The sequence below is a fragment of the Kitasatospora sp. A2-31 genome (assembly GCF_022288725.1).
GTDB lineage: Bacteria > Actinomycetota > Actinomycetes > Streptomycetales > Streptomycetaceae > Kitasatospora.
Genome location: NZ_JAKNTA010000028.1, coordinates 1 through 23,138, shown reverse-complemented (window position 1 = coordinate 23,138; position 23,138 = coordinate 1). Strand labels below are relative to the sequence as shown.

17 protein-coding genes are annotated in these 23,138 nt (G+C 70.1%); 10 read left to right on the top strand and 7 right to left on the bottom strand.

The window, feature by feature from the left end; translation table 11 throughout:
• The first annotated feature begins 216 nt into the window (after nt 1-216).
• The gene (locus MCM47_RS37305; protein WP_238951459.1) at nt 217-360 is read left to right on the top strand and encodes a hypothetical protein; all 144 of its coding nucleotides are present in this window, start codon (nt 217-219) and stop codon (nt 358-360) included.
• A 452-nt stretch (nt 361-812) separates the two neighbouring features.
• Complete coding sequence (locus MCM47_RS37300; RefSeq protein ID WP_238951458.1) at nt 813-1,049, top strand: hypothetical protein; 237 nt, start codon at nt 813-815, stop codon at nt 1,047-1,049.
• A 374-nt stretch (nt 1,050-1,423) separates the two neighbouring features.
• Here the strand turns inward: MCM47_RS37300 and MCM47_RS37295 are convergent, their stop codons facing one another.
• The 4 genes from MCM47_RS37295 to MCM47_RS37280 form a co-directional block, all read right to left on the bottom strand.
• Complete coding sequence (locus MCM47_RS37295; protein ID WP_238951457.1) at nt 1,424-3,631, bottom strand: helicase associated domain-containing protein; 2,208 nt, start codon at nt 3,629-3,631, stop codon at nt 1,424-1,426.
• A 780-nt stretch (nt 3,632-4,411) separates the two neighbouring features.
• Nucleotides 4,412-5,362: a hypothetical protein gene (locus MCM47_RS37290; protein WP_238951456.1), complete on the bottom strand. Its 951-nt coding sequence runs from the start codon at nt 5,360-5,362 to the stop codon at nt 4,412-4,414.
• A gap of 114 nt (nt 5,363-5,476) precedes the next feature.
• The gene (locus MCM47_RS37285) at nt 5,477-5,917 is read right to left on the bottom strand and encodes a hypothetical protein (RefSeq protein WP_238951455.1); all 441 of its coding nucleotides are present in this window, start codon (nt 5,915-5,917) and stop codon (nt 5,477-5,479) included.
• A 210-nt stretch (nt 5,918-6,127) separates the two neighbouring features.
• Complete coding sequence (locus MCM47_RS37280; RefSeq protein ID WP_238951454.1) at nt 6,128-6,547, bottom strand: hypothetical protein; 420 nt, start codon at nt 6,545-6,547, stop codon at nt 6,128-6,130.
• Nucleotides 6,548-6,962: 415 nt separating this feature from the next.
• Between MCM47_RS37280 and MCM47_RS37275 the strand changes: the two genes are divergently transcribed.
• The 3 genes from MCM47_RS37275 (at nt 6,963) to MCM47_RS37265 (ending at nt 12,225) form a co-directional block, all read left to right on the top strand.
• Nucleotides 6,963-7,610, top strand: a complete 648-nt coding sequence (locus MCM47_RS37275; RefSeq protein ID WP_238951453.1) for an AraC family transcriptional regulator — start codon at nt 6,963-6,965, stop codon at nt 7,608-7,610.
• Between the two features lie 902 nt (nt 7,611-8,512).
• On the top strand, nt 8,513-11,455 hold the full coding sequence (locus MCM47_RS37270) for a hypothetical protein (RefSeq protein ID WP_238951452.1): 2,943 nt from the start codon (nt 8,513-8,515) through the stop codon (nt 11,453-11,455).
• Nucleotides 11,456-11,661: 206 nt separating this feature from the next.
• Nucleotides 11,662-12,225, top strand: a complete 564-nt coding sequence (locus MCM47_RS37265) for a hypothetical protein (protein ID WP_238862180.1) — start codon at nt 11,662-11,664, stop codon at nt 12,223-12,225.
• Here the strand turns inward: MCM47_RS37265 and MCM47_RS37260 are convergent.
• Entirely contained in the window at nt 12,191-12,973 is a 783-nt protein-coding gene (locus tag MCM47_RS37260; RefSeq protein ID WP_305067983.1) for an IS5 family transposase, read from the bottom strand. The genes MCM47_RS37265 and MCM47_RS37260 overlap by 35 nt on opposite strands.
• A 290-nt stretch (nt 12,974-13,263) precedes the next feature.
• Here MCM47_RS37260 and MCM47_RS37255 point away from each other — a divergent pair, with 290 nt between their 5' ends.
• The gene (locus MCM47_RS37255; protein WP_238951451.1) at nt 13,264-13,875 is read left to right on the top strand and encodes a hypothetical protein; all 612 of its coding nucleotides are present in this window, start codon (nt 13,264-13,266) and stop codon (nt 13,873-13,875) included.
• A 588-nt stretch (nt 13,876-14,463) separates the two neighbouring features.
• Here the strand turns inward: MCM47_RS37255 and MCM47_RS37250 are convergent.
• Nucleotides 14,464-14,658 (bottom strand): hypothetical protein, encoded by a 195-nt coding sequence (locus MCM47_RS37250; protein WP_238951450.1) that lies wholly within the window; start codon nt 14,656-14,658, stop codon nt 14,464-14,466.
• An 882-nt stretch (nt 14,659-15,540) separates the two neighbouring features.
• Here MCM47_RS37250 and MCM47_RS37245 point away from each other — a divergent pair.
• From MCM47_RS37245 to MCM47_RS37235, 3 genes are read left to right on the top strand one after another with little or no spacing between them, the layout of a single operon-like run.
• Nucleotides 15,541-16,179, top strand: a complete 639-nt coding sequence (locus MCM47_RS37245) for a hypothetical protein (protein WP_238951449.1) — start codon at nt 15,541-15,543, stop codon at nt 16,177-16,179.
• Nucleotides 16,180-16,192: 13 nt separating this feature from the next.
• Nucleotides 16,193-18,691: a hypothetical protein gene (locus MCM47_RS37240; protein WP_238951448.1), complete on the top strand. Its 2,499-nt coding sequence runs from the start codon at nt 16,193-16,195 to the stop codon at nt 18,689-18,691.
• Entirely contained in the window at nt 18,691-19,239 is a 549-nt protein-coding gene (locus tag MCM47_RS37235) for a hypothetical protein (protein ID WP_238951447.1), read from the top strand. Before MCM47_RS37240 ends, MCM47_RS37235 begins: the two co-directional genes overlap by 1 nt.
• Before the next feature lie 605 nt (nt 19,240-19,844).
• On the opposite strand, the gene MCM47_RS37230 is transcribed toward MCM47_RS37235, so the two are convergent.
• On the bottom strand, nt 19,845-20,384 hold the full coding sequence (locus MCM47_RS37230; protein ID WP_238951446.1) for a hypothetical protein: 540 nt from the start codon (nt 20,382-20,384) through the stop codon (nt 19,845-19,847).
• A 344-nt stretch (nt 20,385-20,728) separates the two neighbouring features.
• Here MCM47_RS37230 and MCM47_RS43590 point away from each other — a divergent pair.
• A partial coding sequence (locus tag MCM47_RS43590; RefSeq protein ID WP_238951445.1) for a DNRLRE domain-containing protein occupies nt 20,729-23,138 on the top strand: 2,410 nt, incomplete at its 3' end.

Genomic DNA, 23,138 nt, shown 5'->3' with positions numbered 1-23,138 from the left:
CATCTCGGCGAACCGGACCTCCTCGCTGCGCGGGGGCGAAGTCCGGGGCGCTGAGAATCCGGCGGGTATCCGGCTTTGGTGTGGCCGGGGCATGCGCGGACACCACCAGTGCACCGTGCGGCCGGCCGGCTCTTGGCCGGAGCGTTTCGGGTCGTTGTCGTGGGCCTTGACGCGGAACGCTGCGGAGGCCGGCCCCGACCGGTTGGAGTGCCCGCAGTGCGCCGCCGGGAGGCGGAGGAGCTGGGGCCGCTGGTGCTGCCCGCCCCGACCCGGCGCGAGCTGCTGGCCGCCTGCGTCTTGGCCCCGGCCGATCCGTGGTGGGAGGTGCGGGTGCGGCACGCTGAGCTCTACCCGGCTTGAACTGGCAGTCAACCTTCGAATGAGACAAACCCTCGCCGGTCAAACTCCGGTGAGACAGGTCATCAGCGGGACCGTGCCATGTGAGAGCCGGCTGCCGTCGCGCCCCCTGTCGCATCGGCGCTTTCACACCCTGTGACCTGCGCAGATGGGCGCTTACCCCGTGCGAGGTCGGGAGGCGACAGCAGCCGGCTCAGGGTCTTCTTGGACGGCCTTCACCGGTGGGTTGCTATGGTGACAAACGATCAGGGACGGCTTAGGCGGGGGGATCCATGGGTCCGCAGTATGGAAGTGACCACGCGGGTTTCGGGTGCGCGGCTTGCTGCGCGGAGGATGCCCTGGTGGCGGGGGAGCACCATCAGAGCCGCAACGGGGTCCGGGTTGAGAGGTTGATTCAGGACGACTCGCATTTCATCGTCTCTGTCCAGCGCTGCGGCCTCTGTTCGCAGGCCTTCGTGAGCGTCTTCACCGAGTACGTTGACTGGGTGGGCTCACAGGACGCGCAGTACCGGACCGTTCTGCCGATCACGGACGCCGAAGCGGACGACCTGATGGCGGGGCGGTTGAGCCCGCACCAGGTCGGAGCCCTCGGAGACGGCCGCCGCCATCTGAAGAGCGACTGGCCGAGCGGGGCCGACGAGCCGTCCGTGTACTGGGGCAGCGGCGTCTTCGCGGTGCACGAGGGGTTCTGACCCGGACGGCCTCGCCGGCCTGGCTCCGCCCCGTCTGCGGTCGCACACCCCTGGCCGCTGACTGCAACGCGGCCCGTGCTGCACCCCTGAGCTGGGTCTTCGCCTCTCCCGGCCAGCGGCTGGGCCGTGTTGCAGCGGGCGCGTTGTACCGCCCGGTCCACGTCCAGCCCCGGCCTGCTCCCAGCGCCCCCGTTCTCGGTCGGCCCGTCGAGCCCGTAACCCGCGGCCTCTCACCGTCCAGGTGCACAGGAGAATCCACCTCGGGTCGGGACCGCATGCGCGTAACCGGCTGCTCGTTCCCGGACCTTCTGCTTTGGACGACGTCAGTGCGCTTGGGCGTCCGGTGTTTTGCCGCGCTGGGCTTGCTGGGCCCGCTAGACGAGCATGCTGGTGTACTTGTCCAGGTCTGCGGTCTCGGCCTTGCGGCCGTAGGGGTCCGCAGGAAACAGCAGGACCGATACGAGGACGGTCCCAGCTCGTACGAGGGTCTTCTTGTCAGTGCCGTTCTCCGTGGCGATCGACTGGTTGCCACGGGCTTTGAGCTGCAGCAGATTGCGAGCCTTGGGGGTGGCCTCGTAGGCGGCTGCTGCGTCGGCCTCGGTGGAGTAGGCCGTTGCGGTGAACTCAACGATCGCGGGGATCTCGGGGTTGGATGACTCGGTCGTCCGGTACCTGACGAACGAGAGGCCGACCACGCCGCGGCACAGCCGGTCGATGCCGTTGGTGCACTCAGTGCCGGTTTTGGTGTAGCCGGGGGTGGACGGGTCGAGCTCCCATCCTTCGGGCAGGTCCGGTTGGCTGGGCAGGATCGCGGCGACCGCGCGGGCGTCGGTCAGAGACCCGTTCGAGTCCTGTAGAAGCTTGCCGCCCCCGTAGACGGCTGCGGTGAGCAGGACGACGAGGACCAGGGCGATGATCACCAGGGTGGTGCGGTCGCCGTTGCGGATGTTGTTGATGATTTGGTCGCGGCCGGCGAGGTTGCCCCGGAGCCGGTTGCCGTTGCCCTGGACGGTTACGCCCCCGCCGGAGGCGACAAGGGTGGGTTCGGCCCGCCCGGTGGGGGGCGCTGGCTGCGGGGTGGGCATGACGCTGGTGAGGTAGACGACGAAGGGCCGGTCGGCGGCCAGCACCGCCACCAGCGCCCCTTGCAGGGCGGCCTGTGTGCCTGGGTCCTGCGGGGCGGCCTCGAACGCGGTCACCGTTCCGCCCTGTCCTGCGCTGGTGAGGCGGCTGCGGACCAGGTCGCCCACCAGCGCCGCAGCGCTGGTCCCTGCGCCGGTCGCTGCCGCGGTGCCTGCGGTGGACAGCAGTTGCACCACTCCGGATGCAAGATCGTCTAACGCGCTCATCGTAAAGTCCCCCCTTGGACGATGACGGTCATGTCCATGCTTCCCGACGGCATGGCGGTGCAGGCGGGAAGACACCCAACCGCAACCTGGCGATGGGGTCAGGTGCAGCACGCCGTGCTCTGCCCGGCCAAAGGACCGCCCCCGGTGAGCGGCCACAGCGCCCCTGTCGCGAGGGTTGTCGCGTCTCCTGTCGCGCCGGGCGCTGTCGTGCCCCGTGGCATGGGAGGACACCCGTTCACCCCAGTGAGGCCCGGACGCGACAACCCCCGGGGTGACAGGCCGTCTGCCTGCCGCTCTGGGTACCCGCGTTACTCCCAGCGCATCCCGAGTTCGGTGAGTCGTTCGGCGCGGGTGGTGGGGATGGTGGCGAGGCGGCTGCGGCTGTGGGCGATGTGGAGGCCGAGGCTGATCTCCACCATGGGGTGGCTCTTTGTGCTTGCGCGGCACGTTCAGGTGCCCCTCCCCGGGCCCGTGCTCCGCGGCCGCCGCCAGGTTCGGCTGCTCCTTCACCGTGTGCGAGACCTTCACCGCCGGCTTCTCCTCCTCCGGCAGCGGCTCGATTCCGAGGACGTTTTCCAGTGCCCACTGCTGCGCCGGTGCGAGCTTGTCCCAGCCGACCTGCTGGGCGCGGCCCCACCCAGCCAGGTCCTCGCCCTGGACCATGATGCTGCCCGGCGCGGCCCCGGCGAGTGTGCCGCCGTTCTTGATGTGCCGCCGGGCGAGGGCGAAGCAGCGTTGCCACTCGACCGACCAGGTGGGACACCATGCGTGGTCGATGGCGTCGAGGGCGTTCTTGCGGTCGGCGGTCAGCGCCCCCGTCCGGTCCAGGCCGGTCTCCCCAGCCTCGGCACGCCGCTGGAGGGCTTCGGTGCGGCGCTGCGCGGTACGGAGGTTCTTCATGATGGTTCCGACCGGCCGTCCGCCCCACACCGCCTCATTGGGCGGGCAGGCGTGGCCGTGCTCGGCCGCGTACCCGGCCACCGCGGTGAGGTTGTCGGTGAACGCCGTGTCGAACGCCGACCAGACCATGCCCAGCTCGGCCAGCTCCTTCACCCGCTCCGGGTCCAGGACGTCGGCAGCCTTGTAGCGCCGCTGGTCGGCCACCCACACCTCCAACCGGTGCCCGGACGGCGCTGTGTAGGCGTAGGGCACCTTCACGTCCCCGAACGCCTTCCGGTAGGCGCGCAGCTCCTCCAGACACCGCCGGAACTCCGCCCGCTCCGGCTCCAACACCCGGGTGCGGATGAACGCCGCGATGGCGACTCCTGGCAGGCGGCGGTCCCCACCGCCCACGTCCGCCGCGGCGATCGCTTCGCGCTCATGCCCTGAACTGGTCCACCTGGCGCCGACAACACCAGGCCGTCGCCCGACGCTGCCACTACCAACGACGGCTGCACACGATCGAGGGGCGGTCCCATGAAGACCGCCCCTGACCTCTCACCCGCCCGCTACACTCCCACTCCCAAGCCGTTGACCAGCGGAAATGGAGAAGTCCTGCTGGAGTACTAGGCCGTCCGCTCACTTCTGGGAAGCCGACGTGTTTGGGACAGCGAGGTCGCGAAGGTCAAAAGGCGATGTTGCGGACGCTTGTCGTACTCATCGTTGTGTGGCGGCGTCAGAAGTCTTTGCCCGCGGTGGCCAATACGAGGTTGAACTACCTGGAGCACCCGCCGCGTCGAGCGTCGGCCGTTGTCGGGGCCAGGCTTTCGGTCGTCGCTTCGGCTGGGCCTACGGCTTGCCGGGTTCGGTCCTGGCGAGGTGCGTCTGGAGGAAGGCGCGGCCGGCTTCGTGGAGGGGTGTACTTGTGCCAGGGCGTCGGGCGGCCGGTTGGGCCGGCGCTCCAGAGCAGCCGCCGCCCCACGCTCCACCGGCCCACCGGCCACCGACTTGACGGCTTGGCGCCGTGAGGTGTCTTACAACGCGATCATGCCCCGAGCTGCAAGAACTTTCACCTCGAAGACCTCGATCACGTGCTGCCGGCCCCGACGGCACCGGCACACGCATCCAAGTTCATCAGCGGGCACTGAGGATCCTGGATGAATTCATGGCCCGGGTCCTCAGGAGGTCGGAAACCTCGCGGATGCGATGGCCCTGCGAGTTGATCATCTCGTTCTCGTACTGAGTAATCAGGAACCGTAGGACTCCCGAAAGATTCACCCTGTCCCGACAGTCCCTGTCCGCGACTGCGGTCTCGATCTCGTCCCGGGACGGCGGCTGGCCCGCGCCATCCTCGCCAGGACTCCATCGAGGATCGCTCATCGCTTGATCGGGGTTCTGGTACCGGAATCCCCGGTCGCGCATGCACTCGCTCCATGACCGTACCGTGGGGGAGAGTCGCGCGTCGGAGCGCGCCCGGTCCCCGGCCTGAGATCCCAGGACATGAAGCCATCGCTCGGGAGGAACGGTGGAGTCGAGTCCGTCGATCGGTATCGAGACCTCTCCGCCGTTGAGGGTGCGGCGGGTTTCCCCGTCGCACCCTCCCTCGGGCACCGTCTCCCCCTGGAACCGGGGAACGCTCCCTTCGAACACCGCTATCTGGTCTTCGGGGACGACTATGGGTCTACTTCCACGTCGGGCGGCTGCTGCCATGTCGTCCGCGAAGTTCGCCGGCCCTCGATATCCGTACCGCTCGACCTCGTGGGCACCGAGCCAGCCGAGCGCGGTCGCATGCCTGGGGTACCGGGAAGCGGGGACCTCGGGAACGCTGAGAGTCAGTCCGTAAGTGGCCATGCAATCACGCAGCGAGTGCATGGTCGCCCGCTGCACCTGGAGGTAGTCCGCGTCCGGCAGTTCATAGGCGTCCAGGGGAAGCGCGAGAAGACCTGCGGATCCCGCTCCCTGCGTGATCACGGGCGCGTCGGTCACTGTCCCGGCGTTCGGTGCGGTGGTGCATGCGGCCGACACCAGAAGCAGAAGAGAGATCACCGCGGCCGGTAGTACGGATGAGATCCTCCGTCGCTTCATGCTCTCCTTCCGGTGCGGCATCGTAGGGCCGTGGCCGTCAGCACCGGGAGCCGGTTCACAAACGTCTGTGCCGACGAGACTCACCTGCTCGCGCGAGGGGGTCATCGGCCGCACTCACCGCCAGACGACCGTCGGACCGTAGAACACGTTCGAGTGCTGGTACTTCGCCTGCACCTTGTAGGCGTGCGCGTCATCAACGCCGGCGGTGTAGTCCTGGGCCCACTCCCGTGCGCCGTCCCGGTTGCCGCACTGGTAGATCGCCTTGTCCGACTGGTTGACCCAGATCAGAGCCACGGAGTCGAACCCGTAGTTGTACATCTTGGCCCACGCATCCCACTTCCCGCCGTAGGTGCCCTGGTTGACACGGATGTACGTGGACCCTCCGACATTCGCATACGTTCCGGGCACCGCGGAGACATTGGTCGCCCTGGAGGGCTCCTTCAGCCAGCTCCCGCACCAGAGCGGGGCGGCGGAGGCCGCACCCGCGGACCCCATGAGGACCGCCCCTGCAGCCACGGTGGTCACCGACGCGGTGGCGATGATCTTCCTGAGCACTGGTTTCCTCCTACGAGGTGAATGATTTCCGTTCGGCGTCCCGGCCGGGTCGGGATGGCACGTGTGCGGCGATGGACTGCAACCCGCCGCCCGGCTCCTCACGCCACATGGCCTTCCGAGCAGCGAATCCACCGCCGCAGCGGTTCGCACCCGCACCCCTCGCCGAAGCCCAGGGACTGACTGCCCGTCGGACCGGGTGGCCTTCGGGCGCTATCGCCAGATGACGGTCGGGCCGTACGAGATACCGGCGGCGCCGTTGTGCCAGTGCTTGGCCTGGACCTTGTAGGCGTGCGCGTCGTCGACACCGGCGGTGTAGTCCATGGAGTACTCGGATGACCCGTCCCGGGAGCCGCACTGGTAGTACGCCGAGTTCGACTGGTTCACCCAGATCAGCGCGACGAGATCCCCCTGCCAGCCGTTGTACAGCTTGGCCCACGCGTACCACTTCCCCCCGTACGTACCCTGGTTGACACGGATGTAGCCATTGCCCGGACTCGAGACGGATGCCGTCGTTCCGGGTACCGCCGAGATGTTGGTCGCCCTGGAGGGCTCTTTCAGCCAGCTCCCGCACCAGAGCGGGGCGGCGGAGGCCGCACCCGCGGACCCCATGAGGACTGCGCCCGCAGCCACGGTGGTCACCGTCGCGGTAGCGATGATCTTCCTGAGCATTCGGACTCCTCCTACGGGACGTTCCAGGGCCGCCGTGCGGCGCGTGTCCAGATTGCGGCGGAGCCTATTCCCCCGCCTTGTACGAAGGCGCACTCTCTTCACGGGAATCGTTGACGTGCACCTGCCCGCGGGGTCGCAGATGGAGGGTGAGACGCCCATGGAGTCGTCACACAGGGGCGGGTACGCGGAACGTCGCGCACCCGGGCGGTTACGGTCTCAGATCGTGACATACCGAGGTCATCGCACTGCGGGGCCGGGACCCGTCAGGCTCACTCTTCCGTCCGCCACAGTGACGTTGATCCTGGGTTGGGGAGATCCCTTGCACCTGCTCCACTGCACGAGGGGCGTCCCGGCGGAGCGGACCACATGGCATGCGATGCTCGCCGGCCTGCAGACATCGCCAGTGAAAGGGGGTTACGAGGGCGTCGCGGAGTCGGTCGAGGTGGAGTTCACCCCGCTCGGCGCGTACACGTGTCTGAGGCTGCCGCTGCACCAACTGGCCAACCGGCACATGCACCCGGACGAGGTGCTGGGAACCGGCTGGTCGGCGAGGCTCACCGAGCAGCTCATCGCCGTGCCGGACTGGGAAGGGCGCTGGGCGGTCATCGACAGCGCCCTGACGCGGCGCATGGCGGACGCGTCGCCGCCCTCGCCGGTCGTCGCCGAGGCATGGAGCCGGCTGCGTGCGTGCCACGGGCAGTTATCCGCCAAAGATCTGGCTATTGCCACGGGCCGCGGCAGCCGGCGGTTGCAGGTGCTGTTCCGAGAACAGATCGGGCTGCCGCCGCAATCCGTCAGCCGGATCCTGCGGTTCCAACGGGCACTCACCCTACCGTCCTACGCCGGCCGATCGCTGGCCGATCTGGCCGCTCTGTGCGGCTACTACGACCAGGCGCACATGACCCGTGACTTCCGTGAACTGGCCGGGCTCACCCCCGCACAGCTGTGCACTCTCGCCGACCATGCCGCCGCCAGGGGCGGGTCTCCTACTGACGGACGGCTGCCCCATGTCTTCGATCGCTGAACCACTGCCCTGTCGGTCCAGCGCGCACACGCCGCGCGGCTGAGCGCCGAGCGGGCGGTGGCCAGCGTGCCGCGCCCGCCCTCAAGCGTCCGACCGGCGGGAGCGTGCCGTCGGATCGCGGCCTGGGCACCCCAACCCGATACGCCCTCGGCGACGGCCTGGTCCGCCTCATCTGGCCCGACCACCCGGGCGTCCAGGAACTGCAGCGCGACGGCCGCCCGGTCGGCTGGATCGAAGAGCACGACGTCCAGCGCGGCACCTGGACCGCCCTGATCGATTCTCGGCGCCCGCCCAGTAAGGATGGGCGTACAGCTCGGCGCCGACCGCGGCGAAGACGGCCCGCTCCTCATCGGTGGGATCGGCGATCTCCGGCCTCGGCGGTGTACCAACGGTGCCGGAGTTCCAGCAGGTCAGCCGGGAAGTCAACGGCATCACACACGACGCCCATCGTAGATCGCACCCCCGTACGCCCGACGGCACGGCACCCCAGGAACAATGGTGCGCACCGCGGGCAATGGAGTGCGGTGCGCACCGGGTCACGATCTTCGCAGAGCCCGGCACCGTCCAGGAGAACGGGGTTCTTGAGGGGGCTCGGCTATGTGCTCGACCCCGGAAGAGCGTCCTCGCCCTCGGCCGGCCCTCGGCCCAGAGGGCCGGCCGAGGGCGACGTGGTGCTCTGCCACCACCGAACGAGCGACAGAGCCGCTGAATGGACAGACGCTTCCCTTATGGCGGGGCCGTTCCTGCGGTGGCATCATGAGGCGGCGGATCCGGTGGGGGGAGCTGAGGGTGGGCGCGATCGTCTTACAGTCGCACCGGGCCGTCCGGGGCGAGCGTGTCGCAGAATGATGAGCGGCACAGGGAGGCAGGAGCCTGAGGACGCGTCGGAGCAGCCACCTTCGATGAGCGCCACGGCCCACAACGAGGCCAGGATTTACCAGTCCGGCCGTGACATGGTCGTGGCGGAGGCTGGCGACGTCCATCTCCACTACCTCGACGGTGTACGCGAGACCCGGCGGGCTTCGGTGGTCGCCGCTGCGGACTGCCCGTACCCTGGCCTGAAGCCGTTCGAGCCGGGCGATGCCCGATGGTTCTTCGGCAGGGACGATCTCGTCGCGCAGGTACTGGCTGAGCTCGACCGCGACGCCGAGGGGCCTCTCGTTGTCGTCGCCCCGTCCGGGGCTGGGAAGTCCTCGCTACTGCGGGCAGGGGTGCTGCCGGCGCTGGCGGCAGGCCGCCTGCCCGGTTCGGCCGGCTGGAGCCAGCTGGTGATGACCCCAACCGAGCGGCCGGTCGACGAACTGACTGCCCGGCTGGAGCAGGTCGTCGGGGTCACTGCCGCGGATGTCCGTCGCGCGATCAAGGCGGGCCCGGACGCGATTGCCTCCGTGCCGTGCGCGTCGCCCGGTACCTCTCGCCTCCTGCTGGTGGTGGACCAGCTCGAAGAACTGTTCACCCTGTGCACCGACGAGCCGCAGCGGCAAGCGTTCCTCGACCTCCTTGACGTTCTGGCCGCTGGTCCGGAGCCTGCCGCCTTTGTCGTCTGCGTTCTGCGGTCCGACTTCTACTCCCAGTGCGTGACCTACCCCCAACTGCGGTCCGCATTGCAGCACCGTCAGATCGTCGTCGGGCCGCTGTCGCAGGAGGGCCTTCGGGAGGCCATCCTCTTCCCTGCCCGGGAGGTCGGACTCGTCCTGGAGCCCGGACTGGTGGAGTTGATGCTGGCCGACCTCGGGTGGCCGGGGCGGGAAGCCGGCCGACTGCCGCTGTTGGCCCACGCCTTGCGGGCCGTCTGGAACCAGCGGCAGGGCAACGCCCTGACCGTCAGCGGGTACCGCACCACCGGCGGGATCGGCCAAGCCGTGGCAACCAGCGCCGAGCGGATCTACTCCGGCCTCGACCCGGCAGGGCAGTCAGCAGCCCAGGCCATGTTTCTGCGACTGGTCCGAATCGGTGAGAGCACTGACGGAACGGAGGACACCCGCCGCCGGGTCGCCCGGTCCGACCTGCCTGCCGGCCTCGTCGGGGTGTTCACCAACGGCCGGCTGCTCATCGTGGAGAACGACACCGTCACCATCGCGCACGAAGCCCTCGTCCGCGCCTGGCCCCGCATGCGGACCTGGATCGAGTCCGATCGTGCCGACCGGCTCGTCCGCCAGGGCCTCGAAGAGGCAGCGGCGGCCTGGGAACGCGACGGCCGGGATCCGGGCATGCTCTACCGGGGCGAACGCCTGGTTGCGGCCAGGCGGGTGGCGGCCCACGAGGCCGGCCCTCTCGCCACTGCCTTCCTGAAAGCCTCCGCGCACCGGGCCCGCCGAGCGGCCGCCCGCCGTAACCGGGTGATCGCGGTGCTGAGCACTCTAGTCCTCGTCGCCGTCGCCGCCGCAGCGACCGCCGTACAGCAGAGCCTCACGGCCCGTTCCGAGCGCGACACCGCCGTGTTCCACCAGCTCCTGGCCAAGGCCGACCACCTGAGGGGGACCGATCCGTCGTTGGCCGCCCAACTGGACCTGGCCGCACACCGCATGCGCCGGACGGACCCGGAGGCATACACACGACTCGTCAACGACGCCGCATCCACGCTGTCGACCGCCTTGGCCCACCGGAACCCGGTCGGCGAAGTGGTGTTCAGTCCGGACGGCCGGCTCCTGGCCGGTGTCGGGCTGCACGGGGCCCTGGAGCTGTGGGACACGACCGAGCCGCATCACCCCGCCTCCCGAACCGAATTGTTGCCAGGGCTCGACACCGGCGTCATGTCCGCCGCGTTCAGCCCGGACGGCAAGCTGCTGGCAGCCGGCAGCGACGGACACCTCCGACTGTGGGACGTCACCGACCCCGCCCGCCCCAAAGCCGGGGCCGACCTGAGGACGAACGGCGGCGTCGACGCGATCGCCTTCAGCCCCGATGGCGGACGTCTGGCCGCGGGCGACGACAAGCAGGTCCGGGTCTGGGACTTGACCGTCCCCTCGTCACCGGCCCCGCTTGGCGAGCTACTCGGCCAGAGCGACATCGTCACCCGGCTGCGCTTCGGCCGGGACGGCAACGTCCTGGTCGTGGGCGCCCTGGGCGGGAACCCGACGGACGCCGCGGTCCAGGTATGGGACCTGACCGGCTTGGCCGCGTCCACCCCTCGCAGCACGGCCCTGAGGGTGGAGGGCAGGGGCACCATGAGCTGGTTCAGCATGAGCCCCGACGGCAAGGAGGTCGCCGTGGCGGCCGTCGGCGGGACCGTCCACCGGTGGGACATCGACAACCCGGCGGCTCCCGCACCCCTGGGGGAGCCCCTGCCCGGTCACGGCCGCCTACCGGAGTCCCTCGCGTACAGCCCTGACGGCCGCAATCTCGCCGTCGCAGGCGACGACGGCGTCATCCGGCTGTGGGACATCACCGACCGCGCGCGCCCCAAGTTCTTCGGCACACCTCTGCCGGGATCCTCCCCGACAACCGGCCCCCTGCCCTCGGAACTGCTAGGAAGCGCCTACCAACTCGTCTTCAGCCCCGACAGCACCGCACTTGCCGCGGCAGGCGACGACGGAACGGTGCGCCTGTGGAACGTGGCCCTGCCCGAGCACATCACCCCCCTCGGCAACCCGCTCGCCGGCCACGGTGACGCTGTCCGCTCCCTGACGTTCGGCCCCGACGGCACGACTTTGGCGACGGCCGGGATGGACAGCACGGTCCGGCTGTGGAGCCTTCCGGGATCCCGGCTGGTGCAGCAAGGCGATCCCTCGGGAGGTGTCTCGATCAGCTCCGACGGCGAACTCCTGGCCGTGCGCAAGGACGACGGTGCCCCGGGCATCCGGATACTGCGGACTACTAGGTGTACTGACCACGGAGGTTGGTGACGGGGTTCACGGTGTGGTGATCTTGAAATGAGTGAGGGCCTTCTGGCTTGGTGTGGATTGCGACATCTGCACCTACAGCCAGAAAGGCCCTCAGAAGCCGTTGTTGTACCGAACTTGATCGGCGTGTTTCCGCAGCTCAGGCATGACGCCGGTGTTGGCGAGGCAGGCTCGGGTGGTCGGGTTGTCTCGTCGGTGGAGGTGCCGGGATGGCGTCGGTCGTGGGTCTGCTGGAAGAGCGGGAGCTGGCCGCGCGAGAGCGTGTGGAGGGGCTCCGGGAGGAGGCGGATCGGGTGCTGGCCGCGCTCGCGGAGGCGGAGACGGACTGGCAGGAGTGGCTGATCGCGCGTCAGCGGGTCGGCGAAGTCCTGGCCGCGCCGCAGCCCCGGGAAGCCGGCCCGGCGGCCGGTCCGGAACCGGTCAGGGAGCCCTTGGCGCCGGAGCCGGTGATCGTCCCGGACGCGCCCGCCGAGGTGCCGACGCCGCGAGCGGCTCGCTCGGGTTCGATCGTGCCGGTGTGGCGGCCCGTGCTGTCGACGGACGCGCTGGCCGCGGACTACCAGCAGATCTTGTCCCTGCTGGCCGAACGCCGCGCGGACGGGGAAGACGTGATGACGTGCCAGGAGATCACCGCCGCCTTGGGGCTGGCGGCGGTCCCGGCGAGCGTGGAGGGCGTGCGGTCGAAGATGAAGCGGCTGGCGGACCGGGGCTGGGCCGACGAGCCGTCCCCGGGCCGGTTCACGCTCGCCGCCGGGCCAGCCTGCGGGTCATGAGCATCGTCATCGACCACAGCACCATCTGCTCGTGGACGGCGGGCAGCGTCTCGTAGTCGCGCACCAGCCGGCGCGAGCGCATCAGCCAGCTCAGCGTTCTCTCCACCACCCAGCGCCTGGGCAGCACCACGAAGCCGGACACGTCGTCGTTCCGCTTGACGATCTTCAGAGTGAGCCGCAGTGCCTGCTTCGCCCATGCGACCAGGCGGCCCGCGTAACCGCCGTCGGCCCACACCAGGATGATCTTCCGGTAGCGGGCCCGGAGCTGCTGCAGCAGCGGCATCGCGGCGTCTCGGTCCGTCACGTTCGCGGCGGTGACCAACACGGCCAGCAGCAGCCCGAGGCAGTCGACCACGACGTGGCGCTTGCGACCGGGGACCTTCTTCGCGCCGTCGTATCCGCGTGAGGACGCCGGCACCGTGGCCGCCGCGCGCAGGGACTGCGCGTCGACCACCGCGGCGGTCGGCTCCGGGTCGCGGCCGGCGTCCTCGCGGACCAGGCCCCGCAGTCGGTCGTGCAACTCGGCCAGCAGGCCCCGCGCACGCCACCGCCGACAGAAGGCGTAGACCCGGTCCCACGCGGGGAAGTCCGCCGGCATCGCCCGCCACTTGATCCCGTTGTCGACCAGGTAGCGCACCGCGTCCAGCAGCTGCCGGTGACAGTAACCCTCCGGCTGCCCGCCCCGCCCCTCCAACCACGCCGGGACCGGCATCGCGTCCCGCACCACAGCCCACTCCGCGTCCGTCATGTCCGAGTCGTAGCGGCGCGCACGGTCCGGCCGGTCACCCGCGTTCCCGAACCGGTGAGCGAGACAATCACACGACCGGGTAACCGAGTTGGACGACACGGGCATGGAAACGCAAGACTGCGACACAGGGCCTCCCGGCCAGCTCGTTTGGACTTCGACAATCCCGAGCTGGACAGGAGGCCCTGCCTTCATGCGCGCCCCGAGGAAAGATCACTCAGCCGTGTGGCCGCACTCGAACCGATGTCCACCATGATCGGTACGACAACGGCTTCTAACACCTCTTCCGCTGCTTGGACGAGGTCGTCGGTGGCCTGCGATGCGGCTTCCAGCTGGAGCAGGATGGCGAGCATCTGCTTGCCGAGCGCGTCTTCGACCAGCGGAGGCTGGTGGGCCCAGTCCGCTCGGAAGGTCTCGCGGAGCCGATCAGCCTCGGCCTCGATGCCCCGCTTGCGACCGGCTCGCTTGAGAGCGGCTTGGAGCTGTGCGCGGGTGAGTCGGGTGGCTGGGAGGGTGTTGCGGCGGGTCTGGTAACGGCGTGCCGCCGGCTGGGGGAGCGGTGGATCGCCCACGTCCGCTGGGGCGAGGACCGCCAGGTGGCCTGGGTCGTCATGGACGGCACCACCGTGCAGCCCATCCCGGCCGGCGACCCCCCGCCGGCCCCGGCCGGTCCGGGACGCGGGACGACATGGCGGGCGCCGGGGAAGCGAGGCCCGATGATGCTCGCCGCCGTCCAGGACCAGACGGCCTTCCACGACGAGGCCGTCGTCGACCGCGTCGACGGCGCTAGGAAGATCAAATGCTTGACCTCAACTGCACTTGAGGTTCTACGGTCTCCGCATGACCTGCACGGCGTGTGGACTTCGAACCCGAAGTACCAGGAGGGGGGGACTATGGCGCCCTAGCAGCTGTCCGAGGCCGAACTCGCCAAAACAGCCCTCCGCCTACTGGACCGCTGCCGTCTTTGAGGTGCTCATCGCGTACACCTGGGCCCAGCAGGCCCCAAAGGGGCTTCACCCAGACCCAGTTCTGCACCGGTGCCTTTGTTGACGGCCCGCGACCCTTTCTGTGCCGGAGTTCCGCGCCCGGCGACGGTGTGACGGCTGCCCTTCTGGGTTGTCATGGAACCAACGTGCGCGTCGCACACCGAACGGCGGCCGTCGGCTGCGCCGCGACCGTCGTCAGCGTGCACGTGTGATGCGCGAAATCCCTGAACGATTACCTGACCGCCGATCGGCCGTGTCGTCGCGCCCGACGAAACATCTACTGCCCCAGGAGCCACCCATGCCCGTCCTGTCCCTGCCCGCCGGCGTCCGAAGAACAGCGAGCGAGGTGGTGGGCGGGCTGCCCCGGCAGTTCTGGTGGCTGTGGACATCGACGCTCATCAACAAACATGGACCTGACCCTGGTCGACCGCTCCACCGAGTACGCCACCTTCGCTGAAGCCCAGGCCGCCGACCAGCAGGCGCCGGCGGCGCCCTGACGCCTCGGGTTTACCACGGCCCCGGCCGCCATGACGGCGTCCGGGCCGTGCCGTCCTCGTCCTCGTCGTCGACCGGCGGCCGCGGCGGGACGGCGGTGTCGACCCGGCCCCAGCGCAGGCCGTGCCGGACGGCGGTGGTCATCCAGCTCATGGCCTCCTCCGGGCTGGGCTTGGTGAGCTTGTAGACCTCGCACACGATCCGCATCCCGCCATGCGGTGCCCAGTCGGTGAGGTTGTTCCACGGGTCGATCCGGGGCTCCCACGGCTGCTCAAGCGGCCGGCGCGATGCGGGCGGCTGCTGGGCCCGAACCCAGGCCCCGTCCCGCTCGAGGTCCGCCTCGCCGTGGCAGGCCCGCAGCAGGACGTCGTTCCACTCCGCGCCGAGGGCCGGGTGGGGCAGGAACTCCTCACGCAGTCGCGGAACCAGCCGCGCCGTTCGGTGTTGTCGTTGTCGAGGTGCTGTTGGCCGCCGCCGTCGACCAGGGCGCCGAGGAGCCGACCGAGGTGGGCGACCGGTTCCAGGTCGCTGCTCCACTGGTAGTTGACGGCGACCATGACCCCGCCAGACCTGCTCAGTCCAGCGTCCCCGACTGGGCTCGGTACTGGTGCCCCAGCCGGCCCCGAGCCGGACGGCCTGCCACATGTTCATGCCCTTCGGTCCGACGAACTGGCGGTTGGTCAGCCCGGCCAAGCGGCTCCGGGATGTGCGGGGTGCGGGCGCGGTGGAAGCCGAGTTCCGGTGACCAGCACCAGGGGTTGGTCTTGTAGGTCCGGCGGAACTCGGGTTCGTCCTCCGGCCTGCCCTACGACCAGCGGCGGATGTCCCAGCCGCTGTAGGGCTGGCAGGTGTGGCCGCGGTACATGGGGAACTGGCCATCGGGGCCGCGTCGGCGCGCGGCTGGTACGGAGGCGGAGGCGGTCTTCGTCCCTCTGGCAACGCACTGGCCCGGACGTTGGACACGCGGGTCTGCTGCGGACCTCGGACGGGCCCAGGGGCGCGTGGCATCAGCCGCGCGCTCCTTCGTCCTGGACTTCCAAAGTGCAGAGCCCTACTATTTGGTTAGGTCCTACTGTTGCGGAGTGTCTTGTGAGGATCAGCATTGGCGGTGAGCAGGTCGAGGTGCCCGACGACTTGGGCACTGCGCTGCTTGCCGGGCTGCGCGGTGAGCGGTTGGTGGAGCCGCCGCAGGCCTCTGACTTCGACGCCCTGGTCGACCTGGTCGCTCGTACCAGCCGGCTCATCCAGCACCTGGCGGTGTTCCGGGAGGTGGCGATGTCGCGCGCGGACGCGGTCGGTGCCTACTCGAACCGGAGCGCGCTGGCCGGGGCGGCCGGAATGTCCGCTTCCCAGCTCGGCCGGGTCCTCGAGGGGCACGGGCTGCCGCGCGACCGGCGCAGCGGCGGGGTGAACCTGGTTGTCGCGTTCCGCACCGTCGACGACGGCGTCCTGCACCTGGCCGCCGAGGCGGACGTCGTGGACCTGCCGTCGTTCACCCTGCCGTTCACCCCGGCGGATCGGGCCACAGCCCCGACCGACTACGCGGGCCGGGAACTGACCTTCTACTACCGCCCCCAGGTCCCGATCGCGGTGGCCGACCTCGGGCGCAGCGCCGGCTACACCCTGCGCGATGCCGAGCAGGGCCTGATCGCCTGCGTCACCGAGGACGTCTTCGACGCCCTGTTCGGCGACCCGCGTCTCGACCCGACCCGCCCCAACGGACGCTGAGGAGAAGCCCCCGATGTCCGACGAGCTATCCGACTCCGTCGACGCGCTGCTCGCCGCCGTGAGCACCGGCCTTCCGGCCCCAGCGGAGCGCAAGCGGCTGCGCCTGGCGGCCGGTCTCACGCCCGCGCAGGTCGCCGCGGCCCTGCGGGTGAACTCGGCCCTGATCCTGGGCTGGGAGGACGGCAGCGCCGTCCCGGGCCCGGACATCGCCCCGGCCTACACGCGCCTCCTGGAGGGTCTAGCAGCGCGTTTCCCGGCGCCCGAGCAGCCCGCGGCGACGCCGATCCCGGCCACGCCGCAGACGCCTGTCCAGGCCCCGGCGCCCGCCCAGCAGACCACTGACGCGCTCGCTGTTCCGGTGCTCGATCAGAACCCGGACGGCTCGCTGTTGATGGCCGTCGCGGCGCCGTGCGTGCAGTGCGGCCAGCCCTCCGTCTACCGCGCCCAGGGCCGCCCGATGCACCTGGGCGGGTTCTGCCGCCCCGCCACCCCGGCTACCGAGGCGGCCGTCGAAGCCACCCGGCAGCCGACGCCGATGCCGGCCCCGGCCGAGCAGCCCACGGCCACACCCGCACCCGCTGCTGCCCCCGTCGCCTCCGAGCCGGTCCGGCCCGCGCCCACCGCCAGGTCGGCCCCGGCGAACCCGCGCCCGGCGACGGCCCGCACCCCTGCCCGCCCGGCCGCAGCCCGCCCGGCCGCAGCCCGTCCGGCCGCGGCGCGTCCGGCTTCGGCGCGCCCCGCTGCTCCGTCCGCTGCCGCTGCGCGCTGGTGGCCGGCGGTCGCGCTGGACGCCGTCGACGGCGGCTGGGTGCTGGACGTCCCGCAGATCCCGGCCCCGGCCGGGACCAAGCTCGGCGACTGGTTCGCGTGGCTGGGCACCGGCCTGCCGCTGCGCGTCGAGCGCGCCCACGCCTCGGGACGCGGCGCCGACGGCATGGTCTGCCTGACCGCCGCCGCCCTCAAGCAGCTCGGCCTGCCCGCCACCCTGCCCGCCACCGAGAAGGCCCTGAACACGCTGCACACCAAGCTGGCGAAGGCCGCCGCCGTGGTGGGCATGGAGATCAGCGACCAGATCGGCCCGAGCCTCCACGTCTTCCGCCGCACCGGATCGGCCGGCGGACCGAAGACCTCGGTCCGGGTCACCGTCGCGCCGTGGCTCGGGCAGGGCGATGCCCGCCAGCAGGCGGCCAGCGCCCTGGCCGCCCCGCTCGCCACCGCCCCCGACGGCACGAAGGACGGCCTCACCCTGACCCGCCGCTACCGCGCCTTCACCACCGACCTCGGCGCCGCCCCCGGCGCCACCACAGCCTCCACCGCGATGCTGCTCCTGGACGCGGTGCGCCCGCGCGTGGAGTGGGTCAAGGACGAGACGACGGGGGAGTGGTCCTCCCACCTGCGCGAGGGCGCGCTCCCGAAGGGCGACCTGTGCGTTGCGCCGGCTGCCGGGGCCCGCCACCCGCTCACCCGCGAACTCCTCAGCAAGGGCGAGGCGGTGTGCGAGGAGGAGGACTACAAGTGGTGGGCCCGCGAGCTCACCGAGCAGGAGGCCGTCCGCCCCTGGGCGGTCGCGGTCGACGTCTGCGCCTCCTACCTGTCCGTCACCGACTCCCTGCGCCTGCCCATCGGCCCGCTGGACCACGTGAAGAACCCGGCGTGGGACGGCGGCAAGACCGCCGGCCTGTGGTGGTGCGACTTCACCAGCACCCCGGTGGACGAGCTGCTGCCCCACCCGGCTACCTTCCACGGCCAGCCGCCCACCGGGCCTGGCTGGTACGCCACCCCGACCGTCGCGTACATGGCCACCACCTACGGCTTCGACCCGGCCACCATCACCGAGGCGTACCTGTCGACCCACACCGCACCGCTGCTCAAGGAGTGGACTGGCCGGATCCGTGGCGGCTACAAGCGCGCCTACGCCGACCTCGGCCTGGCCGACGGCCAGGCCCCTGCCGAGTTCCTCGCCGCCTACGCCGTGCACAAGGACGTCGGCACCGACCCGGTCCGCGCGGACGCCCTGGTCCTCGCCGGGCTGTACAAGAACATCTACAAGGGCGGCATCGGGAAGTGGGCCGACTCCGCCCGCCACCTGGACGACGAGACCTGGTTGGAGAAGATCGCCGCCGCCTGGTCCTACCGCCCGGAGATCCGCTTCCACATCATCGCCGCCGCCCGCATCGCCGCCCACCGCCGCCTGCGCAAAACCTGGCAGCTCACCGGCCGCGCCCCCTTCGCCATCAACGTGGACAGCTACCTGTACGCCACCGACGCCCCCACCCCACTGGAACTCCTTCCGGTCAAGGACGACGGCACCCCCGTCCCGGGAGCGCTGCGCCTGGGCATCGCCCCGGGCAGCCACAAGCACGAGTCCTCGATCCCGCTCCAGGCCGCCATCGAGGCGATGGAGCGCCGTGAGCACCCTTCCAAGCTGGTCCACCACTACGCCACCGACGGCACCGCGATCGGCCACGAGCAGCCCGACACCGGCAACGACGCTAAGGAAGGCGGGAACTGATGGCGGGCAAGGGGTTGTTCGGCCGGGTGCGCGAGGCGCTGTTCCCCTCCCGGAAGGCGCCGGTGCAGTCCACGACGCAGGCCGGCCAGGTGCGGGAGCGCAAGTACGGCGGGAACACCAAGGCCATGGCCGCGGCCTACGGCGTCGCGCCGCGCACCGTGCTGCGCTGGATCGACGGCACACGCCACCCCAAGGGAGAGGACGCCGAACGGCTACAGCGCGAGGCGGTCGACGTGCAGACCACCGAGCGGGGCCGGGAACGCAAGGCCAAGCAGCTGGCCCAGCGCGGCACCGTCTCCGGGATCGGGGCCCGGGTCGGCCGCGCCGTGAGCTTCGAGATCCGCGGCTCGGACGCCGTCCGGGCCCGCGACATCCACCTGAACCTCACGGGCGAGCAGGCCGCCGCCCTGGCCATCGCCGAGAACGAGGACGAGGTGCGGCAGATCGTCGGTCAGGCCCTCGCGGACTACTTCAACGGCGGCGCCGGCTACGGCGGCTTCACCGCCGACGACTTCGACTTCGACCCCAACGACTTCGACCTGAGGTGATCACCACGCCCGGGAGCCGGGGATAGCCGACGAGCCGACCAGGTCCTCCGATCGGGTGGGACAGCATCTCGGTGGTGGCCCGGATGCTCCTCGGCGACCAGGCACAGGTCCGCCACGGTCGGGCACACCTGAGCCACGCCCTGCCGACCAGGACCATCAGCAATCGTGCGAACGCCCGTCCGCGTGGCTCCCACGCCCGGCGCCGCCGGGAGGGCATCGCCGCCCTGCTGTTCCCGTCCGGCCGGCCGCTTCGGCTCGGCCGGCCGGCGCTGCGGGTGGCCGACCCGCTGGCGGCGCCACGCCGGACGCTAGGCCACCGCGTCGCTCCTTCCCTGGTGCCTACAGCTCCCTCCACCCGCAGGCCAGCCCACCCCCGGCGCCGAGCGAGTCCAGCCGACACGGACGGTCCGAACTGCACAAGGTCCTTGATCTGGGCAGCGCAGCCCGGGACGGCGGCGCCGGGGTCAGCTGGGAGCGGTCGCTTCGCCGCTGGCGTGTATGGCGTCGAGGACAGTGGGGGGAAGTGGCCGGAGGTCTTGCCGACCGGTAGCGGGCGCGATGAGGTGTAGCGCGCGTGGGCGCGCGGCGGAGCGAGGCTTAGCCGGTCAGTTGCCGGGGGCGGGCAGGTCGAGTGCGCGGCGACGGATCTCGGCGGCTTTCTCGTTGGCGCTGCCCATGACCGTGGCAACTCCGCCTGGCGCGGGTTGCCCGTCGGTCGTCACGGCGACGAACCGGGTATGCGGGTTGGCTTTGGATGCAGTTTCCAGCGCCTGATTGAAGGTTGGTCCGATGGCGACAACGAGGTCGCAGTGCTGTGCTGCAAGTCCCGCGAGGTAGGGGAGGGCCTGGTCGGCGGTGGTTGCCGGGACAAGGAGTTGTTGCACGTTCAGGTCGTTTTGCTGGGAGGCGTCTTGAAGAGCTGACCAGATCGCGCTGGTGTCGCTGTGCCTCGCCGCTTCCGTGGCGTCGCCGGTGAGGCAGGCCGTTCGGCGTCCAGCGATGTTGGAGGGGCTTATGACGGCTGGAAGGCCAGCCTTGTCGTCACTTTCGCTCCCGAGCCACATCCCGACACCGGTACCCGCTACGACCAGCGCCGCGGTAAGTCCGAGCGCCCACCGGAGGCGGGGGGTGAGATGGGGCGTCATGCGGGCTTCTCCTGGCGGGTGGTGTGTGGTGGGCGCGGTCAAGTCTCGCCTGGTGGTTTCCATTGTTCGGTAAAGAAGATGAAAAATCTCTTAAGAACATTTCGGCCTATGATGTCCCTATATTGAACAAAGTGACCATGACTGCGTCAGTTCCTGGCTGTACCTCTCGCACTGACGACCGATAGGAAGGGCACAGACCGAACGCCTGTAGGGGAGAGTCGGTCGTTTCGCCTGCACTTGAAGGACTTGTCGTGCGTCGCTCGCTTGCACTCATTACCTCTTTGGCGCTTCTGCTTGCCCTTGGCACGCAAGAAGCGAGCGCGTTCACGGCGACCAAAGCCCCGGTGTCGACGGTCACGCCGAAGACTCCGCAGCAGGTCAGCGGTGACCCGAGCGGGGGCAGCCACACGGTGCCGTCCTCACAGACCAGGAAGGACGGCGGTGCTCCCGGGGAGTCCACCCACCGGCCGGGCCCCGGTGAACTGCCCGAGACCAAGGCGGTGACGGGCGACACCGCCACGCACCCTTCTGGCGACGGGCAGCCCAAGACCCCGGTGAAGGGTGGGGCCGTCACCCCACCGCCGTCCCTGGAACACCACCCCGGGGATGCCAAGCCCGGCAGCCCCCAGTCCGGCGCTGCGGCGCAGCCCAATGCGGCCGCGCCGCAGGACGACCTCAAGGACGGCAAGGGGGCGAAGAACCGCAGCGCTACGCCTGCGTCACCCTCGGCGAAGGACCTTCAGGCCCGCAACGACGCCAACACCAGTTCCGGCTCTCCGAGTCTGCCCGTCGAAGGCACGGAGGTCGCCGGTGCCCGGACCGACAGCACCTCGGTCTTCCAGAACCCGGACGGTACCAAGACCCTGCGCGCCTACCCCCGGCCCGTGCACTACAAGAAGGCCGACGGCAGCTGGGACGACATCAACACCAACTTCTCGCTGGACCGCGCCGGCCGTTGGGCCGAGCAGGCCAACAGCCAGCAGGCCAGCTTCGCGGTCAGGTCCGACGACCCCTCGGTCGTGAGCTGGACCCTGGACGCGGAGCACGCGGTCTCCTACGGGCTGCAGGGCGCGGCCCCAGTGCGCGGCGTCGTCCAAGGCGACACCCTGACGTATCCGCTCGCACGCCCCGCGAGCGATGTCGTCTACAACGGCCTCGCCCAGGGCATCAAGGAATCCCTGGTCCTGCACGATGCGAGCGCCCCGACCAACTGGGTCTTCCCACTGCACACCACCGGACTGACCCCGGCGATCGGGTCGGCCGGAGAGGTCCAGTTCAAGGACACCTCAGGTGCCGTGCGGCTGGCGATTCCGCGCGGCTCGATGATGGACTCGAAGATCGACCCGGCCTCCGGCGACGGCGTGGGCAGCGACGGTGTCACCTACCATCTGATCGACCAGAACGGCGTGCCCGCTCTGCAGATGGACCTGGACGCGGCCTGGCTGCACGACGCCAAGCGCGTCTTCCCGGTCACCGTGGACCCGTCGACCCTGTCCATCGGCGTCGGCCAGTCGACCTTCGTCCGCTCCGACCAGAGGGCGAACTTCTCCACCGACCCGTTGCTGCGGATCGGCACCTCCGACGGTGGCGCCTCGAAGATCAACAGTTACCTGTACTTCCCCGCCGTAGCCAACGTGTTGTCGAACGACTACCTGCACGCGGTGACCCTCAACCTGAACAACACCCACTCCTACGAGTGCTCCCCGCACCCGGTCTACGTGAACCAGATCACCAGCTGGTGGGACCCTGCGACGATCAACACCTACCCCGGTGTGTCGATCGGCCAGCAACTGGGAACCGCCAACTTCTCCGCTGGCGACACGTGTGGCGGAGCGATGTGGGAAAGCATCGATTTGGGCCGCAGTCACAACGACCCGGGCGTGCAGCTGGTCGAGAGCTGGGCCCGGGGCGGCGCCAACTACGGCCTCGCGCTGACGGCCAGCACCACGAACTCCTACGACTGGAAGAAGTTCTCCAGCGCCAACAGCGCCTACCCGCCCTACCTGTCGATCGTCTACAGCGACTGGGCCGCGACCTACGCACCGGCCGGCAGCTACATGCCGCCGACCTACAACACCCCCGGCTACCAGCAGGTCACCCTCACCAACATGGCGGCCAACTGGTGGAACTGGCAGAGCATGCAGGTCAAGGCCCGGTTCTTCGATTCGAACTGGAACGAGCAGTGGTTCAACGCGCCGCTCACCGGCGTCTCCGGACTGGTCAAGACCTACGACTCCGTGACCGTCAACGGGGTGATCCCGCCGCTGCCGCTCGGACGCTCCTACTACCTCTGCTGGGACGGCTACGTCGGCGGGACCACATCCCTGCACGACTCCTACTCGATCCCCTTCGGCACCTGCACCACCGTCACCGGGGCCAACACCGCGCCCCAACTGGACGCACTGGCGCCGCCCAACAACACCGTGGTCGGCAGCCTCACGCCGCAGCTCTACGCCACCGGCCACGACCCGGACAACTACCCCGGCACGGGCGTGGACTACTACTTCAAGGTCTACACCAACCCTGCGTCGGGCGACCCGCAGCTCGTCGCCGAGTCAGGCTGGCAGCCCAGCACCTCATGGGCCGTGCCGCCCGGCAAGCTCGCCTGGAACACCAGCTATCTGTGGAACGTCATGGACGGTGACCACATCGGCGCGAGCCCCCTCTCCGGCACGGTCTCCTTCTCCACCCAGGTCCAGCAGCCGGTGGTCACCTCCCACCTCGGCGGTGCCGTCGGCGACGGAGCCGGCCGCC

Bases quoted from the DNA above. Each gene is read 5' to 3' on its own strand.
- MCM47_RS37230 (WP_238951446.1), bottom strand. From the start codon at position 20,384: ATGACGCCCCATCTCACCCCCCGCCTCCGGTGGGCGCTCGGACTTACC.
- MCM47_RS37290 (WP_238951456.1), bottom strand. From the start codon at position 5,362: ATGAAGCGACGGAGGATCTCATCCGTACTACCGGCCGCGGTGATCTCT.
- MCM47_RS37240 (WP_238951448.1), top strand. From the start codon at position 16,193: ATGTCCGACGAGCTATCCGACTCCGTCGACGCGCTGCTCGCCGCCGTG.
- MCM47_RS37250 (WP_238951450.1), bottom strand. From the start codon at position 14,658: ATGCGGATCGTGTGCGAGGTCTACAAGCTCACCAAGCCCAGCCCGGAG.
- MCM47_RS37265 (WP_238862180.1), top strand. From the start codon at position 11,662: ATGGCGTCGGTCGTGGGTCTGCTGGAAGAGCGGGAGCTGGCCGCGCGA.
- MCM47_RS37275 (WP_238951453.1), top strand. From the start codon at position 6,963: ATGCTCGCCGGCCTGCAGACATCGCCAGTGAAAGGGGGTTACGAGGGC.
- MCM47_RS37260 (WP_305067983.1), bottom strand. From the start codon at position 12,973: ATGACGGACGCGGAGTGGGCTGTGGTGCGGGACGCGATGCCGGTCCCG.
- MCM47_RS37270 (WP_238951452.1), top strand. From the start codon at position 8,513: ATGAGCGCCACGGCCCACAACGAGGCCAGGATTTACCAGTCCGGCCGT.
- MCM47_RS37235 (WP_238951447.1), top strand. From the start codon at position 18,691: ATGGCGGGCAAGGGGTTGTTCGGCCGGGTGCGCGAGGCGCTGTTCCCC.